Raw genomic sequence first — 15,882 nt, forward strand, 5'->3', positions numbered from 1 at the left:
TAAATAGTATAATAAGTACATTAAATATTTTATAGGCAGGTGGTTTTATTGTATAAAAAAGGCGATTTTCACTTACACTCTACAGCATCAGATGGAAAGTTTTCCCCTATAGATTTAGTTAACCTTGCCAAAGATCAGCATTTGGATATTATGGCTTTAACGGATCATGACACAATATCAGGAATAGATGATGCTATTTCTCAAAGTACTAAAATTGGAATTAAATTCATTCCGGGTATAGAACTATCAACTTTGTATAAAGGACGTAGTGTTCACGTTTTAGGATATTTTAAAAATATAGATAATATAGATAATAACTTTAGGACTTTTCTTAAGAAAATGAATGACTATAGAGTGAATAGAGCAAGAGAAATAGTAGAAAATCTGTATAAATTTTTTAATATCAAACTAGATTATGATGATATATTAAAAAAAGCAAATGGAATAATAGCAAGGCCTCACATAGCTAGAGCTATAATAGATGCAGGATATGATTATACCTTTGATTATATATTTTCAAAATTTATAGGTGAAGACAGTCCCGCATATGTTCCAAATAAAAAAATATCCACCGAAGATGGTATAGCTGTCTTAAAATCAATGAAGGCTATGGTAGTACTTGCACATCCTGTATTAATAAGAAAAGTTAATGTAGAAGATGTAATTAAACTTCCTTTTGATGGAATAGAAGCTATCTATCCTGCAAATACACAAGACGACACAATAAAGTTTATAAACTATGCAAGTAAATATAATAAGATTATATCTGCAGGATCTGATTTCCATGGATTAGATAGTAATAATTCAAAACACGGCTCTTTACCTGGATATGTATACCTTGAAGAGGATAGAATAGATATATTTTTAAACAAATTGGATTCTATAAAATAAATTATTATCAGAAAAAATGATATCCCTAAATAATCTTTTAAAGTTATTTTGGGATATCTTTATACATTAAATATTAATTGGGAGCTAATTTTATTCTATAAGTCCATGTTCTAGAAGTATACTCTCTAACTCTTCTTGTGACATTGGATTTGGTACTACAAACATGTCATTTCCATCTATTGCTTTAGCCAATGCTCTATATTCATCTGCCTGTTCAACTTCTGGACTATATTGTATAACAGTTTGTTTGTTTATTTCTGCTTTTTGAACATCCAAGCTGCGTGGTACAAAATAAATAAGTTGAGTTCCTAATTTCTTTGCAAAATTTTCCAATAGTGCCTTTTCATTTTCAACTTTTCTACTGTTGCATATAATTCCACCTAGTCTAACTCCACCTGCATTGGCGAATTTTTTTATACCTTTTGATATATTGTTTGCTGCATACATTGCCATCATTTCTCCACTGGCCACTATATATATTTCCTGAGCTTTACCCTCGCGTATTGGCATTGCGAAACCACCGCAAACAACATCACCTAATACATCATAGAAAACATAATCCAAGTCATCAGTATAAGCTCCTAATTGTTCCAGCATATTAATTGAGGTTATTATACCTCTTCCTGCGCATCCAACTCCTGGTTCTGGTCCACCTGATTCAACACATTTTATATTGCCATATCCGTTTTTAAGTATTGTGCTTAAATCTACATCGTCCCCTTCTTCTCTCAATGTATCCAAAACAGTTTTCTGAGCTAGTCCACCTAAAAGCAATCTAGTTGAATCTGCCTTCGGGTCACAACCTACTACCATTATTTTCTTACCTAGTTCAGCCAATCCTGCTGTTAAATTTTGTGTTGTTGTGGATTTGCCTATTCCACCCTTTCCATAAATTGCTACCTGTCTCATATGTCTTCCTCCTAAAATTAAAATAAAGAAAACCAGAGACTTTAAATAAAAGTACTTTTATTTAAAGTCTCTGGTTTTTCCAGTCAACTAAAATTTATTATTATAAATTATATTTACATATATTATAAATAACGCATTCATTGCTGTCAATGACTTTTTATTTTATTAATAATATTTAATATAAAGTTGAACTTTTTTATTAATATATCAATAATTGTGCAAAATATTGTTGTATATATCCTCAGTTAAAGTTAATTCAGAAATTATGTTTTTATCCCAAAAACTTTCTATAATCAAAGGTTTTTGATTTTTATGACAATCCAATTTTTTAATAGTAACTCTCCTATTAACTATTTTCTCTATTTATCACAAATCTATTTTCAATAAATTTTATCAAAACATCTAAAAGTAATCCAAGAAAAGCTATAACAATGGCTGTTGCAAATATTCTCTTTATATCATAAATTTGTTGATAACTCAACAATAACCATCCCAATCCTGAGCTGGCACCCATCATTTCAGCTGCAATAAGCATAAAAAAGGAGTATCCTGCACTAATTCTAATTCCTACAAAAATTGATGGGAGTGTAGATGGCATTACTACTTTATAAAAAAGTTTTCTGCGCCCAATTCCAAAAGATCTGGCTTCTTTTAAGATTAAGGGATCTACATGCCTTATACCATAAATAGTATTAAACATTATAGGCCATATACATGTCCATGCAATCACTGCTATTTTTGTACTTTCTCCAATACCAAGCAGCAAAATAAAAACATGAAATAATATAAATGGATTAACCTGGGAAAAAATTTCTACAACCGGCTCTGTTATTAAATCCACTTTTGGAAACCAGCCACCCAGTAAAAATCCTAAAGGTATGCCAATTATAATTGAAACTGCAAATCCCAGTAAAGCTCTTTCTATACTTGTACCAACACTTAAAATAAAATTTTGGGAAAGAAATGTATCAAATAAAGTTTCAATTATACTAGAGAAAGATGGTATAAATTGAGGATTTAATATTTCTACTCTGCTTAATACCTCCCATATTAAAATAAATATAACTATAATCAATAATTTATAAACAATATCTATTTTTCTTTTTTTCATTGTTTAATATCTCCAAAAAAATTTATTTTGTCATATTCATGTGTTCAGAAGAATTGTCCTCATCTTCCATATTCATTTCCATATGCCCAGCAGCGTTGCTATTGCTGAATCTATTATTAAATTCCGACGTATTAGAATAATTAACTTCATAGCTTCCAATTCCTAAAATAACAATTACAACTACGATTAATGCAACAATTTGACGTTTTCTAAACTTGGTTTTTAATTTTCTAAATTTAATAAAGCTAGAATTCTGACTTGCCTCTTTCCAAAAAAATATTTTATTTTGAACATATATCAAAAACCTATTCAACAACACTCCAAGTATTATAATAAATAGTCCTGCTGAATACATTCTTGGAATTTGATTGTTCATAGATGCATTGTGAAAAAGCCACCCCAATCCTGCATTGGAACTTATCATTTCTGCAGCAATCACTATAAAAAATGACATCTCTGCTCCAACTCTCAATCCTGCAAAAATAGATGGTTCTGCAGATGGTATCATTATTTTTTTAAACAACTGCCAATTTGATGCCTTCATAGAAATGGCCGTCTTTATTAAAAGCTTATCAATACTTTTAGCTCCCTGTATAGTGTTATATAAAATCGGCCATATACTTGTCCATGTAATTACTGCCAACTTTGTAATTTCACCTGTCCCAAAGAACAATATAAATGCAGGCAACAAAGAAAAAGGATTTACTTGACCAAGTATTCTAAAAAGTGGATCCATAAGATCAGCAGCTCTATTAAACCAACCTCCAAGTATGAGTCCAAGTGGTACAGCAATAATAGATGCTATAATAAGGCCTAACGCAACTCTCCATAAGCTTACCATTATATTTGTAAATAGGGCATTATTAAACCATAATACATGAATTTGTCCAAGAACAGTAGAAAAAGATGGAATGAATTGAGGATTAAATGCTCCAATTGCGGGAAGTAATTCCCATAATATTAAAAGTACTGCAACTCCACTATATCTTAGAATATAATAGGTCCAGAATTTTTTTGTCTTACTCATAAAATTCCACCATAGTCTAACTTTCTTTCTCCTTCTTTATTACTATTACTGTGAAGAAGCTGCCATATTCTATTCCAAATATCATTATATTCTTTGGAAATTCTCATATTTACAGCATTTCTTGGTCTCTTTAAATTTAATTTGATAATTTCTTTAATTTTTCCCGGATTATTAGTCATTACCACTACTTTATCCGCTAAAAATATGGCCTCTTCAATACTATGGGTTACAAATACAATAGTTTTTTTTGTCTTGTTCCAAATAGACAACAGTTCTTCTTGAAGCAATTCCCTGTTCTGGGCATCTACAGCTGCAAATGGTTCATCCATGAGTAAAATTTCTGGATCATAAGCTAGAGCTCTTGCAATTGCCACTCTTTGTTTCATACCACCTGATAATTCATGTGGATACCTGTTTTCAAATTTATTTAATCCCACAAGATCAATATACTTTTTACTTATTTTTTTCCTTTCTACTTTTGAAATACCTTTTATGTCAAGCCCAAATTCAATATTCTGCTTCACATTTAACCAGGGAAATAGTGCATAACCCTGTAAAATAATCCCTCTATCAAGATCCGGACCAGTAACTAGTTTGCCATCAATATATACCTTTCCAGATGTAGGTTTTGATAAACCAGCCAGAATATCCAAAATAGTTGATTTTCCACAACCACTTGGTCCTACTATAGTTACAAATTCTCCTTTTTTTATATTAAGATTAAAATTCTCCATGGCCAAAAATTTTTTACTGCTTTTTTCATCTTCAGAGACCACATTATAGAGTTTTTTTACATTTTCAATTACAATCTTATAAATATTATTATATTTTTCAGCCACTAAACATTCCTCCAATTAATATTTCTTATAAAATTAACCTTTCAAACAGTCTAATAATCAGACTAATTAGATAGTTTGAAAGGTTGTGCAGAACTTTATAAACTTGCAGTAGCAGTATTAGTTATATTTTCATCATTAATACCATGAAGAAGTTTCCAAACTCTATGACTTAAATCATTAAATCTAGGAGTATTTTTTATTTCACCAAGCTTTCTTGGTCTTGGTAAATTCACATCTATAATTTCCTTTACAGCGCCGGGATTAGATGATAAAACTACAACTCTATCTGCAAGAAATACAGCTTCATCAATACTATGTGTTATAAAAATTATAGTTTTGCTGGTCTTTTCCCATATCTTTAAAAGTTCTTCCTGCATAGTTTCCCTTGTTTGTGCATCAACAGCTGCAAATGGTTCATCCATCAACAGAATTTCTGGATTATAAGCCAATGATCTGGCTATTGCAACTCTCTGTTTCATACCACCTGAGATTTCATGAATGTACCTATCTTCAAAACCATTCAAACCAACTAATTCTATATATTTTTGGCTTATTTCTCTTCTATCTTTTTTAGGAATTTTCTTTAATTCCAATCCATACTCAATGTTTTTGCGAACATTTCTCCATGGAAATAGTCCATATCCCTGCAGAACCATTCCTCTATCCAGGGCTGGTCCAGTTACTAATTTTCCATCAATATACAATTCACCAGATGTAGGCTTTGAAAGACCAGAAAGAATATCCAAAAAAGTTGATTTTCCACATCCACTTGGTCCGACAATAGTAATAAATTCACCTGAGCTTACTTCTAAATTTATATCCTTGATTGCAGTAAATTTTTTAAATCCTCTCTTTTCTGAATCCCTGACTGTAAATGTGCGTGTTATATTTCTAGCTAAAATCTTAGTTTCTGTTGTATTTTTATTCTTTTTATCAAAATTTTTCAATATTACATTTTCACTACCCACACAAACACTCCCCTTTATTTTTCAAATAAATTATTTTATTACATAGTTGGTGAATCTTCCTTCCATGTTATTACCAAATGCTCCAATACCGTCAAAAGTTTTGACACCAATAGTCCAAGTGCTGCAATAGTAATTGCTGCTGAATATAGTCTAACAATATTATAATTATTTTCTGCATTTAATATTAACCATCCCAATCCCTTACTTGCTCCTATCATTTCAGCAGCAACAAGCATTAAAAATGCAGTGCCAACAGCTGATTTAAGACCTGCAAAAATCAAAGGTGCTGCTCCTGGTAAAACAACTTTATAGAAAAGTGTAAATTTAGGTGTAGCCATAACTCGTGCGCCTTTTATCAACAATGGATCAATGTTTTTAATTCCATTAATGGTTTGAAAGAGTACTGGCCATAGTGCTACCCAAAAGATTATTGCAACTTTTGAAACTTCGCCAATTCCAAAAAACAATATAAATATAGGAAAAAGTGTAAATGGATTAACTTTTGCAAACACCTGCAGTAATGGATCAAGTATTTCCTCAAACTTCTTGAACCATCCACCTAATAAAAATCCAAGCGGCACACCTACTAATACAGCTAGTGCAAAACCTTCCAATGCCCTTGTTAAACTTGCTCCTACATGAACAAATAGATCTCCATCTACTGCCATTTGTACAAGATAAACTAAAATATCGGATATAGGTGGTATAAACTGCTTATTTATTAATCCTATATTAGGTGCTATTTCCCACAGAGCAAAGAACACTATCAATGCAATAGATCTTCTTCCAAAAACAATCAACTTATTTATCCAATTTGATTCTTTTTTAATTGAATTAGCCTTGCTACTCTTCTTAATTGTTATAGCTGTCATACATCTATCCCCCTATTTCTAAAATAATTTTTATTTGTAATATTCATCTGTAACCATATCTGAAACTTTAATCTTGCCTTTAGGTATGGAACCAACTTCTTCTGAAAACTTCAACCATGGTTTTAAGTAAGCTGTATTATCTATATCTAATTTTTCAGTATAATAGTGATTGCCGCTAACAGGCTGCTTTATGTGTTCTGCAGTCAATTTTGCCGCTTCTTTTGGATTATGATTTGCCCAAGTTTCAGCTTCTGTCATAGCCTTAAGAAACTTTCTAGTTACATTAGGGTTTTCTTTTGCCCAGGTTTTGTTTACAACCCAGTACGACAAACCTGCTGTTGGTCCAAGACCTGATTCCATTGTATCTGCTATCTTTATATTTCCCGCTTTTTGCATCCCTGTATAATATGGTGGATGTACTGCAGAAACATCAACTGTTCCCTGTGAAAGAGCCTGTAGTGCTTGAACATCCGGCATTGTAACCCATTCTATCCTGTCTTTTGAAAGTCCATATTTTTCTGCCAAAGTACTACCTATGAAATCAGTACAAATATTAGCTGCTCCTGTAGTAAATTTCAATTTCTGACCTTTCTTGTAATTCACCAAATCTTTGAAAGTTTTAACGCCGGCTTTATTGGCCTTTGCACTTACAAACCACCACATATGCCTGTATTTAGGATCTATGTTTGCAACAGGATCTATTCCTTCAGGTCCTATACCTATGAGATCTGCTCCACCGGCTATAGCTGGTGCAAATGTGTTTGGATGAAATGATTCTACATAATTATCACCTTTTAAAATTGCCGGGATTTGCTGAGTTGACTGAGTTTCACCAGTATAAACTACTTTTAAACCATATTTCTTGAGATATCCTTTTTTATCAGCAACAACCCAGGGTGTAGATGAACAATCCAGTTTAGATGAGGTTTTTATAGCAACCAATCCATCTTTATCTGGTTTTAATTTATCTTTTGTTGATGAGGAAGACCCATTGCTAGAAGTAGCGGTGCTTTTTCCACAAGCAGTTAATGCAAAACTAGCTATACAAATTAATGAAATAAATAATAGTATAATTTTTTTCTTAGACGATTTTTTAATCATTTGATACATCCCCCTGAAACAAAATTTATATTTATTGAAAATCTTGAAGTACAACAGTATAAATATCCTCTATCAACCTCATTCCACCATCATACCCTAAATATGAACGATCAAGTACCATTCTGTCGCTTACCGGTGCAGATATCGAAAGTTCATATCCTTTTATATCTTTAGATATAACTCTATCCCATCCACTTCCTAAAATTAATGGTTTTGTTCTAAAATCAGTATCTTTAAGATAACTGTTTATGTCTCCACTATCACTTGTAAATTGAATTTCAGGAACAATGTTATTATAAAATCCTGAAAAACTTTCTTTTACCTTTTTTTCATATTGTTTTGAAACATCTTCTGTTATAAATTGCCTAGCTGGAAGAAGTCCCAGATCATTTATCAAAAATTTGGATATAGCCAGAGCATATGTACTATCTGCTATAGTAACAAAATGCTTGGGAAGCAATCTGGTTTCAAGTAAAACATCTGCTGCTCTCTCCAAATAATAAAAATATCTGTCTTCCTGTTTTTCAATTTCCCTTTCAATAATACTTTTGTCTATTCCTAGGAATTCCCCTATAGTTCTCAAAAACTTTCCTGTTTCTTTAGGTCCTATAGGAAGAACTGGATATTGTAAAAATTCAGTTCCAAATTTTTCTTTAAGGTGTTTTACATTTTTAAGTCCAATCCAAGGTGATATAAGTAAGTTATATTGTGCTTTAGGTACTTTATTTAAAGCATTTATTCCCCTTCCATGACCAAAAATTATATTTGTTCTTACACCAATGGAATTTAATAACTTTTCGATAGTTTCCAAATTTCCAGACCAAAATGTGTCCTGATATGGAACAGTAGCCCATATATTCACAAGTCCTTCATCAATTTTATCTGATGGTTTCAGGTACTGATCTATTATTGCATCAATAACCAATTCATGCCCTATAAAATTACTCCCTTTAAATCCTCCTGTTTCTGCATATACTATAGGTTTTCCCTGTGCTTTAAACCTGTCTACTACTTCTCCTACATAGTCACCTACTATATCTGATGTGCAGCCAGTCAGCACTACATATAAATCAGCATCCATTACCTTGAAGGAGTTTGAAATAACTTTTTCTAATCTATCTGTTCCTCCAAATATTACTTCTTTTTCTCCTGCATCTGTGCAGGGTATTGAATGTCCTCCTATATAACCTGTTCCCTGACATCCATTTTGCAAGCCCAGCGTTGCCCATATTTTAGCTGCACAACCAGGTCCGGAATGTATAATTGGAACTGCCCTATCTATTGCAAGTACTGATTCATAGCTTCCAAGGGCACAAGCATGTCTCAATTGTTCCACTATATTACTCATTATTTCACCTCATCTTCAAGAAATTTAAATGCATCCTGTTTAAACCACCATGGATTATATGGAAATTTTATTCTCTTTGACAATTCTTCAGCCAGGCTATTGTTCTCTAAAGCATCTATTATCCTATACCCAAAATTTATAATTCCTCTATATCCAAAAGCCGTATATTCATCTGCTACCATTACAGATGGAATTCCCATCTTGGTTGGCCATACTGTTGTACCTGGATGTCTTGATATATATAAATCCGGTTTTATTTTATTCAACAAGTTTAACACCTCAAAATTCTGTCCATCACAAACACTTATAGGAATATCCTTATCCCTGTTAGATAGTGCAATAGAGGATTCTGGTACACTTCCATGATCATAATGTTGATCGAAATGCCATGAAATACCCCATACTACTTCGATTCCAAGCTCTTTCAAAACTCTTATATAATTGTGTGAAAAGCTTGGGCCCATACCTACTACAGCTTTTTTACCCTTTAGTTTTTTTCTGATATCTTCAAGTTCTGGTTTTATTTCTTTCTTTGCTTTCACTATATAATCCTCAACTTCTTTTTCTTTTCCAACTACTTTTCCAAGTTCTCTAAGCCAGCTATCCATAGCTTTAATTCCATGAGGTTGTATGGTCTTTACATAAGGAACTCCATATTTTTGCTCCAATCCATTTCCAAAGTAACTTCCAAGTGTCCCACATACACTAATTGTAGCTGCAGCTTCAGACATTCTAGATATTTGTTCTATAGTAGAATATGGAATTCCAAACTGAGGAACAAGCCCTAAATTTGATAATATTTCAGTTATATATTTTCTACCACTTCCGCTAAATTGTATCATGTTTATAAGTTCAGGACATTTCTTTCTTGGGGACTTTACTATACGTGTCAGCAGTGCATGAAATGCTGAATCAAAACCTGATGCCCATATTTTGGATCTAAATCCTTCACATAAAACCGGAACTACTGGAATTTTTATTTCTTCTTCCAGCTCATCTGCAATGGCTTTAACATCATCACCAATTATTGCTGAAGCACATGATGTTGTTATAAATATAGCTTTAGGATTGAATCTTCTGTAGGCTTCTCTTATACCTTCCCTCAATTTATTTTTGCCACCAAATACTGTGGAATTTTCAGTCATATTTGTATTTATCAACTTTACATTTGTCTTTTCCCAATCTCTTATATTTTGGCCCCATTTTAATCCTGTGGTCTCCCCTATCACATCTGCAGAACAACCAATTGCCCCATGGTTTACAATAGCAGCATCTACTATACTTGATAAATATCCCTGTGCACAGCCAGAACTGCAATTACTGGCCTGACTAAAGCATCTTTCCCTGTTTTTAAGTGTCCCACATTGTGCCTTTTTAACAAGATCTTTAACTGTACCAGTATATCCAGTGATTGAGTTAAGCCTGCTCTCTCTATTTGCTGCTTCAATGCTCTTTATATTAATTGACATAAAAACATTCCTTTCATAAAAGTAGTTTTACTGAATTATAAATAAAAGACCAAACATTTGATAATGCTTAGCCTCCAGTATTTCTGGTCAACTTAACCAATTATATATTCAGTTGTGTTTTGATAATATTTTATTGTAAATACCTTCTATTAAATTCTCTCCTTAGATATTAATAACAAAAACCAGAGGCTTTAAAACAAAACATTTTGTTTTAAAGCCTCTGGTTTTCCAGTCGACCAAACCTAAATAATCAAATATCATTTTTATATATTATACAGAATATTATGAATACTGTCAATATTAATTTTATATTATTTTTTTTATTTCTTCCAGAGTTTCAATATAATCAGTTAACCTTATAAATTCAGGTTTTAATTTGTATATGGAATATTCTTCAAGCAATCCATTTTTTATATATCTTCTTACAATATCATGTCTATTAATCATTATCTTTAGTATATTGTAAAACTCTTTTCCCAATAAAATCTCCGATAGTTCTCCTATTACAGTGATATTTTTAAAAATATCACAACTTTGCAAATCATTTTCAAAATAAAGACCTGCTTTTGAATAGTCTTTTATTTTACAAATATCAGTATTGTATTTATTTACAATAAAATATATATTTGTTTCATTAACTAAAAATGCATTTATATTCGTTTTCTTAGTTTTACTATTTTTTTTCATTATAAACAATAGAGCATTTTTTGCTTTTTCTACATATTTTATTGCATCATTTAATATCTCACTCATACTTTATACCTCCAATGTATATAGGTATTATATCAAAATCAAACAATTGCACTTAAAGGTTCATTTTCCTTATTATATTTTCTTTTAAGACTTTTAGTGCCTAATTGATCTGCCTTTGCTATTGCTTGTTTAATCAACTTATAATTCACATTAAAATTAAGATCATTTTCAGTACAGGAATTTATATGAACTCCACTGGCTATATTTGATATACTGTTTGATACGTCATATTTTATTCCAAGTTGTTTTAAAGTAACAGGAAGACTTAATGCGTTTGCAAAATCAATAAGTTTATATATTTCCTTATCAGTCTTTTTTTCAAGGATAAATTGCACAATCAATCCAAAAATAACTTTCTGTCCATGCAAAGCATATTTTGTTTCCGGTATATATGTCAAACTATCATGTATAGAATGGCTTATTGATATAATATTTTTTTGACTTCTAAAACTTCCTGCAAGTCCAGCTAAAATTATAATAGAATCAATTACATCTTTATATTGCCCATTTGTAATATAATTATTATTTGACTCTACATATAATCCTGTAGTATATTTTTCTAATATTATCAGTGCCAATTTTGCCGTCTGCAATCCTATTTTTAAACTAATATCATCGTTGCTGTGTAAATTAGGCAGTATTTCGTACCATTTTACAATAGAATCAGCTATTCCAGAATTCAAGTATCTTATTGGTGCGTCTAAAATTACATTTATATCAACTAAAATAATCTTAGGTGCTTTTGATAAAATAATATAATCTGTATATTGTCCATTATTATCATATATTACCGATAAGGCTGACCAGGCAGCACAAGTTGCAGCAATGGTAGGTATTGTAATTACAGATAGTTTTGTCATTTCTCCTACAGCTTTTGCCAAATCCATTATCTTTCCTCCACCTACACCTACTATTATATCCACTTTTAACTGTTTTGCTATTTCAGCATATTTTTCTATAGAATTAAATGTACAATACCCTTCATACTTTTCTATTTTATATTCAATTCTTTCTTTAGTAAGACTTGATAAAATTTTTATTTGTGTTTTAGACCACGCAGTTTTTCCACAAATTATTAAAGCATATTTTCCTAATTTTGAGATATATTTTCCACATTTTTCTAAAACATATTCACCACTGACATAACTATCTGGTGTTTTAATATTTATCATTTTATCACCTTCCTATAATTCTTCTAAACATAAAAAATCAGAGGTTTTGAAATAAATTTATTATTCAAAACCTCTGGTTTTCCAGTCAGCTAAAACATAATAAAAGCCTTCTTCTACAATGAAGAAGGCTTTATGTCTCAAATATACACAAGCATCTCTCTTCCTCATCTCTCAGAATTAAACCTGCAGGACTTAGCACCTTGTATATATAAATGATATATACTGGTTGCTGAAACTTCATCGGGCCAGACCCTCTGTTTCTCTAGATAAGAAAATAAGCTATTAATTTTTAATTATATTGTATTCATAATACATCTTTGTAATAATCTTGTCAATATAAATTTTTATTTTTAATTAAATCGTGTAAGAACCACAGAATAAATATCCTCTAATAATTTAAGTCCCCCATCATATCCAACGTAAAAGCTATTTATTATAAGTCTCTAAAAAACAGGCCACGAAATTGCAATGTAGTGTGCTTTCGTTTCATTAGCAATCTTTTTCTCCCATGAGCTACCTATTATCAGTGGATATTCATAAAAATCTGTGCTCTTGATTTCTTCATCTATTTTATAGCCATCAGTAGTAAATTCAACTTCTGCTTCTATTCCATCATTCAATTCTTTAAAATATCGTTTTATATCATCCTGATATTTTAAAGGAGCGTCATCAATTATATACTGCTTTGAAGGAAACAGCCCTAAGTCATTTACTAAAAATTTTGTTACTGCAAGAGTATATTGTGAATCTGAAACTACTACAAATCTTTTGGACATAACGCGTGTTTCCAAAAAAACATCGGCAAATCTTTCTATATAATGATAATATTCTTGTTTATGATCATTAATAATTTTATCAACTTTTTCACTATCTAATCCTGCAAATTTACCTAGTTTTCTTAAAAATTTGCTTGTTTCAAAAGCTTCTATAGGAAGAACTGGATAATGAAAATACGGAGTACCAAATTTGTCTTTTAAAAGTTTCATATTTATCCGAGTTTTTAAATGACTTCACTATCTCCTCGGAATCATCTCCAACTATTTCTGAACTACAGCTGGTTAAAACTACATATAAATCTGCATCTACTACCTTCAGGGCATTTTCTATTGTCTCTTTCAATTTTCTTTCTCCACCAAATATTACTTCTTTTTCACTCATATTTGTACATGGAAATATATGAGATGAAAAATATCCAGAGCTTCCAAAATCCCTTTCAAGTTTTTCTGCGCACCCAGGTCCTGAATGCAAAATTCTGAAGCATCAAAGCCCGACGCCAATACTCTAGACCTGAATTCCTCACAATGCACTGATGCTATGGGAACTGGTATTTCTTTTTTCAATTTTTCAACTAAACTGTCTACATCTTATCCTATAATGCCAGATACACATGATGTTCCTATAAATATGGCTTTTGGTTTATACCTCTCATATACTTTTTTTGTAATATCTCCAAGGCTCTCAGAAGCACCAAATACAGTATCCTTTTCATTCATATCAGTTCCAACAAATACTGTATTATTGATAATTCCTCTTTTAGCTGCCATTGCAGTACATACAACCTGATGGAGCATGGTTTATTACAGCCACATCTTTTATGCCTGATAATTGTCCCAATGCACAACCCGCATTACAAGAACTGGACTGACTAAAACATCTTTCTCTATTATTTAACTTTCCATCTTTATATCTGCTTGCGAGGTCATTGAGATTTCCTTCATAACCTGTAATTGCACCTAAACGACTTTCCCTTGATGGAGCAGTGGGATTTTTTAAATTCAATGACATATAATCTACCTCCTGAGAACTCAATAATAAAAAATTAAAGCCAGAGATTTAGTTAATAAAATCTCTGGCTTTCCAGTCGATTAAAATACTTTTTCTATTTAATAAAAATTAATTGTATAAAATTATTGACAAAAAGATAAGCGTATACTATTATATCAATCATATAGTATTATAAATTAAACATTAAATTTAATTATAATTAACTGACCGGTGAACCGGAGGTTACATTTGTTAAAAGTGTAACCTCCGGTTTTCTTTATACAAAATTTTATTAAGGGGGAATTTAAAATGTCAGAAGTTAAAAAAGAAGAGTTAAAATTCGATACATTAAAAGTAAGAGGAGGCTATGATTCCAGTAAACACAATCATTCAGTTTCAGTACCAATTTATGAAACGGCAGCATTCGATTTGGGAAGTACGGACAGGGCAAAAAGATTGTTTTCCTTTTCAGAACCTGGATTTATTTATACCAGATTAAGTAATCCTACTGTTGAAGTATTGGAACAAAGAGTTGCCGCATTAGATGGAGCTTCCGGTGCAATTGCACTTAGTTCTGGAATGGCAGCAATAACTTATACTCTGCTCAACTTAGCTGAAGATGGTGGCAGGATACTTACTACACCTTATCTATACGGAGGAACACTTGATGGTTTTAAAAAATTATACCCAAAATTTGGAATAGATATAGACAAATTTCATGATTTCAATAATCCTGAAGCTATATCCAAAGAAATAAAACCGGATACCAAAGCTATATTTATTGAAAGTATAAGCAATCCAAACACCTCAGTATCAGATATAGAAACAATTGCAAAGGTAGCTCATGAACATGATATTCCACTTGTTGTAGACAATACATTTGCTACACCGTACCTTTTAAATCCAATTAAATATGGTGCTGATATTGTAATTTATTCAGCTACTAAAGCACTTAACGGTCATGGGAATGTTATTGCAGGATTGATTTTGGAAAGTGGTAAATTCAACTGGGGAAACGGTAAATTCAATCAATTTTTAGAACCGTATTATACTCTTAGAGATAATAATGATGATGCCAGAAATTTTCTTGAGGTATTTCCAGACTTTCCATTTACCACAAGGATAAGGTTAAATTATCTTAATTACTTTGGATCAGCTTTAAGTCCTTTTGATGCATATCTCGCACTTTTAGGCATTGAGACTTTATCTGAAAGAGTAAAAAAACAAATTGAAAATACAGAAAAAATAATAAATTATCTTAAAAATAGCACTAAAGTTTCATGGATAAAGTACCCTACACTAGAAAATAATCCTTACAAAAAACTTGCAGATAAGTATCTGCCTAAAGGAGCTGGATCAATATTTACATTTGGATTCAAGGGAACCGATTCCCAAATAGACAAATTTATAAACTCTTTAAAAATATTCAGCTATCATACAAATGTAGGAGATTCAAGATCTTTAATCGTGAATTCTCCTAAAACAACCCATAGTGAACTTACACCGGAAGAAAAACAACTATCAAATATATTGCCTAATACAATAAGGCTTTCAATAGGGCTTGAAGATGCAGAGGATCTTATACATGATCTGAATCAGGCATTTGAAAAAGCTTTTGAATCTGAAAAAATAGAAAGTAAAGATATTATCAAATAATA

Annotated in this window: 17 protein-coding genes and 1 riboswitch; of the genes, 2 read left to right on the forward strand and 15 right to left on the reverse strand. The window is 31.4% G+C overall.

The window, feature by feature from the left end:
• Window positions 1–48 precede the first annotated feature (48 nt).
• Complete coding sequence (locus J418_RS0111575) at window positions 49–891, forward strand: PHP domain-containing protein (RefSeq protein ID WP_017751333.1); 843 nt, start codon at window positions 49–51, stop codon at window positions 889–891.
• Between the two features lie 90 nt (window positions 892–981).
• Here J418_RS0111575 and nifH read toward each other — a convergent pair whose 3' ends face one another.
• The 15 genes from nifH to J418_RS16870 all read right to left on the reverse strand — a co-directional run bounded on the left by nifH (window position 982) and on the right by J418_RS16870 (window position 14,245).
• The gene (gene nifH / locus J418_RS0111580) at window positions 982–1,800 is read right to left on the reverse strand and encodes a nitrogenase iron protein (RefSeq protein ID WP_017751332.1); all 819 of its coding nucleotides are present in this window, start codon (window positions 1,798–1,800) and stop codon (window positions 982–984) included.
• Window positions 1,801–2,146: 346 nt separating this feature from the next.
• Window positions 2,147–2,911, reverse strand: a complete 765-nt coding sequence (locus tag J418_RS0111585) for an ABC transporter permease (protein ID WP_017895638.1) — start codon at window positions 2,909–2,911, stop codon at window positions 2,147–2,149.
• 22 nt (window positions 2,912–2,933) lie between these two features.
• The gene (locus J418_RS0111590; RefSeq protein WP_017895639.1) at window positions 2,934–3,938 is read right to left on the reverse strand and encodes an ABC transporter permease; all 1,005 of its coding nucleotides are present in this window, start codon (window positions 3,936–3,938) and stop codon (window positions 2,934–2,936) included.
• Entirely contained in the window at window positions 3,935–4,777 is an 843-nt protein-coding gene (locus J418_RS0111595; RefSeq protein ID WP_017895640.1) for an ABC transporter ATP-binding protein, read from the reverse strand. The genes J418_RS0111590 and J418_RS0111595 overlap by 4 nt, the downstream gene beginning before the upstream one ends.
• A gap of 95 nt (window positions 4,778–4,872) precedes the next feature.
• On the reverse strand, window positions 4,873–5,745 hold the full coding sequence (locus tag J418_RS0111600) for an ABC transporter ATP-binding protein (protein ID WP_017751327.1): 873 nt from the start codon (window positions 5,743–5,745) through the stop codon (window positions 4,873–4,875).
• A gap of 38 nt (window positions 5,746–5,783) precedes the next feature.
• Window positions 5,784–6,617 (reverse strand): ABC transporter permease, encoded by an 834-nt coding sequence (locus J418_RS0111605; protein ID WP_017751326.1) that lies wholly within the window; start codon window positions 6,615–6,617, stop codon window positions 5,784–5,786.
• Between the two features lie 30 nt (window positions 6,618–6,647).
• Window positions 6,648–7,718 carry an ABC transporter substrate-binding protein gene (locus tag J418_RS0111610; protein WP_017895641.1) on the reverse strand — a complete coding sequence of 357 codons (1,071 nt, stop codon included), beginning with the start codon at window positions 7,716–7,718 and terminating at the stop codon, window positions 6,648–6,650.
• Window positions 7,719–7,749: 31 nt separating this feature from the next.
• Entirely contained in the window at window positions 7,750–9,066 is a 1,317-nt protein-coding gene (locus J418_RS0111615) for a nitrogenase component 1 (RefSeq protein ID WP_017895642.1), read from the reverse strand.
• Window positions 9,066–10,535, reverse strand: a complete 1,470-nt coding sequence (locus tag J418_RS0111620; RefSeq protein WP_017895643.1) for a nitrogenase component 1 — start codon at window positions 10,533–10,535, stop codon at window positions 9,066–9,068. Before J418_RS0111620 ends, J418_RS0111615 begins: the two co-directional genes overlap by 1 nt.
• 306 nt (window positions 10,536–10,841) lie before the next feature.
• Entirely contained in the window at window positions 10,842–11,288 is a 447-nt protein-coding gene (locus tag J418_RS0111625) for a hypothetical protein (RefSeq protein WP_017895644.1), read from the reverse strand.
• A 38-nt stretch (window positions 11,289–11,326) separates the two neighbouring features.
• A complete protein-coding gene (locus J418_RS0111630; RefSeq protein ID WP_017895645.1) occupies window positions 11,327–12,460 on the reverse strand; it encodes an iron-containing alcohol dehydrogenase family protein in 1,134 nt (377 codons plus the stop codon).
• A gap of 161 nt (window positions 12,461–12,621) precedes the next feature.
• Window positions 12,622–12,733: riboswitch (SAM riboswitch) on the reverse strand.
• 170 nt (window positions 12,734–12,903) lie between these two features.
• Entirely contained in the window at window positions 12,904–13,446 is a 543-nt protein-coding gene (locus J418_RS16855) for a nitrogenase component 1 (RefSeq protein ID WP_235807032.1), read from the reverse strand.
• A complete protein-coding gene (locus J418_RS16860; protein WP_235807030.1) occupies window positions 13,376–13,708 on the reverse strand; it encodes a nitrogenase component 1 in 333 nt (110 codons plus the stop codon). Before J418_RS16860 ends, J418_RS16855 begins: the two co-directional genes overlap by 71 nt.
• 116 nt (window positions 13,709–13,824) lie before the next feature.
• Window positions 13,825–14,004 (reverse strand): nitrogenase component 1, encoded by a 180-nt coding sequence (locus J418_RS16865; protein ID WP_023625359.1) that lies wholly within the window; start codon window positions 14,002–14,004, stop codon window positions 13,825–13,827.
• Window positions 13,994–14,245, reverse strand: a complete 252-nt coding sequence (locus J418_RS16870) for a hypothetical protein (RefSeq protein ID WP_023625358.1) — start codon at window positions 14,243–14,245, stop codon at window positions 13,994–13,996. Before J418_RS16870 ends, J418_RS16865 begins: the two co-directional genes overlap by 11 nt.
• A gap of 288 nt (window positions 14,246–14,533) precedes the next feature.
• Here J418_RS16870 and J418_RS0111650 point away from each other — a divergent pair, with 288 nt between their 5' ends.
• Entirely contained in the window at window positions 14,534–15,880 is a 1,347-nt protein-coding gene (locus J418_RS0111650) for an O-acetylhomoserine aminocarboxypropyltransferase/cysteine synthase family protein (protein ID WP_017753365.1), read from the forward strand.
• Window positions 15,881–15,882: the final 2 nt, after the last annotated feature.

It is taken from the genome of Clostridium tyrobutyricum DSM 2637 = ATCC 25755 = JCM 11008, from assembly GCF_000359585.1.
Lineage (GTDB): Bacteria > Bacillota > Clostridia > Clostridiales > Clostridiaceae > Clostridium_B > Clostridium_B tyrobutyricum.

Excerpts from the sequence above, each read along its gene's own strand:
- J418_RS0111605 (WP_017751326.1), bottom strand. The coding sequence starts at position 6,617 with ATGACAGCTATAACAATTAAGAAGAGTAGCAAGGCTAATTCAATTAAA.
- J418_RS16870 (WP_023625358.1), bottom strand. The coding sequence starts at position 14,245 with ATGTCATTGAATTTAAAAAATCCCACTGCTCCATCAAGGGAAAGTCGT.
- J418_RS0111650 (WP_017753365.1), top strand. The coding sequence starts at position 14,534 with ATGTCAGAAGTTAAAAAAGAAGAGTTAAAATTCGATACATTAAAAGTA.
- J418_RS0111585 (WP_017895638.1), bottom strand. The coding sequence starts at position 2,911 with ATGAAAAAAAGAAAAATAGATATTGTTTATAAATTATTGATTATAGTT.
- J418_RS0111590 (WP_017895639.1), bottom strand. The coding sequence starts at position 3,938 with ATGAGTAAGACAAAAAAATTCTGGACCTATTATATTCTAAGATATAGT.
- J418_RS0111615 (WP_017895642.1), bottom strand. The coding sequence starts at position 9,066 with ATGAGTAATATAGTGGAACAATTGAGACATGCTTGTGCCCTTGGAAGC.
- J418_RS0111620 (WP_017895643.1), bottom strand. The coding sequence starts at position 10,535 with ATGTCAATTAATATAAAGAGCATTGAAGCAGCAAATAGAGAGAGCAGG.
- J418_RS0111610 (WP_017895641.1), bottom strand. The coding sequence starts at position 7,718 with ATGATTAAAAAATCGTCTAAGAAAAAAATTATACTATTATTTATTTCA.
- J418_RS16865 (WP_023625359.1), bottom strand. The coding sequence starts at position 14,004 with ATGGCAGCTAAAAGAGGAATTATCAATAATACAGTATTTGTTGGAACT.
- nifH (WP_017751332.1), bottom strand. The coding sequence starts at position 1,800 with ATGAGACAGGTAGCAATTTATGGAAAGGGTGGAATAGGCAAATCCACA.
- J418_RS0111625 (WP_017895644.1), bottom strand. The coding sequence starts at position 11,288 with ATGAGTGAGATATTAAATGATGCAATAAAATATGTAGAAAAAGCAAAA.
- J418_RS0111630 (WP_017895645.1), bottom strand. The coding sequence starts at position 12,460 with ATGATAAATATTAAAACACCAGATAGTTATGTCAGTGGTGAATATGTT.
- J418_RS16855 (WP_235807032.1), bottom strand. The coding sequence starts at position 13,446 with ATGAAACTTTTAAAAGACAAATTTGGTACTCCGTATTTTCATTATCCA.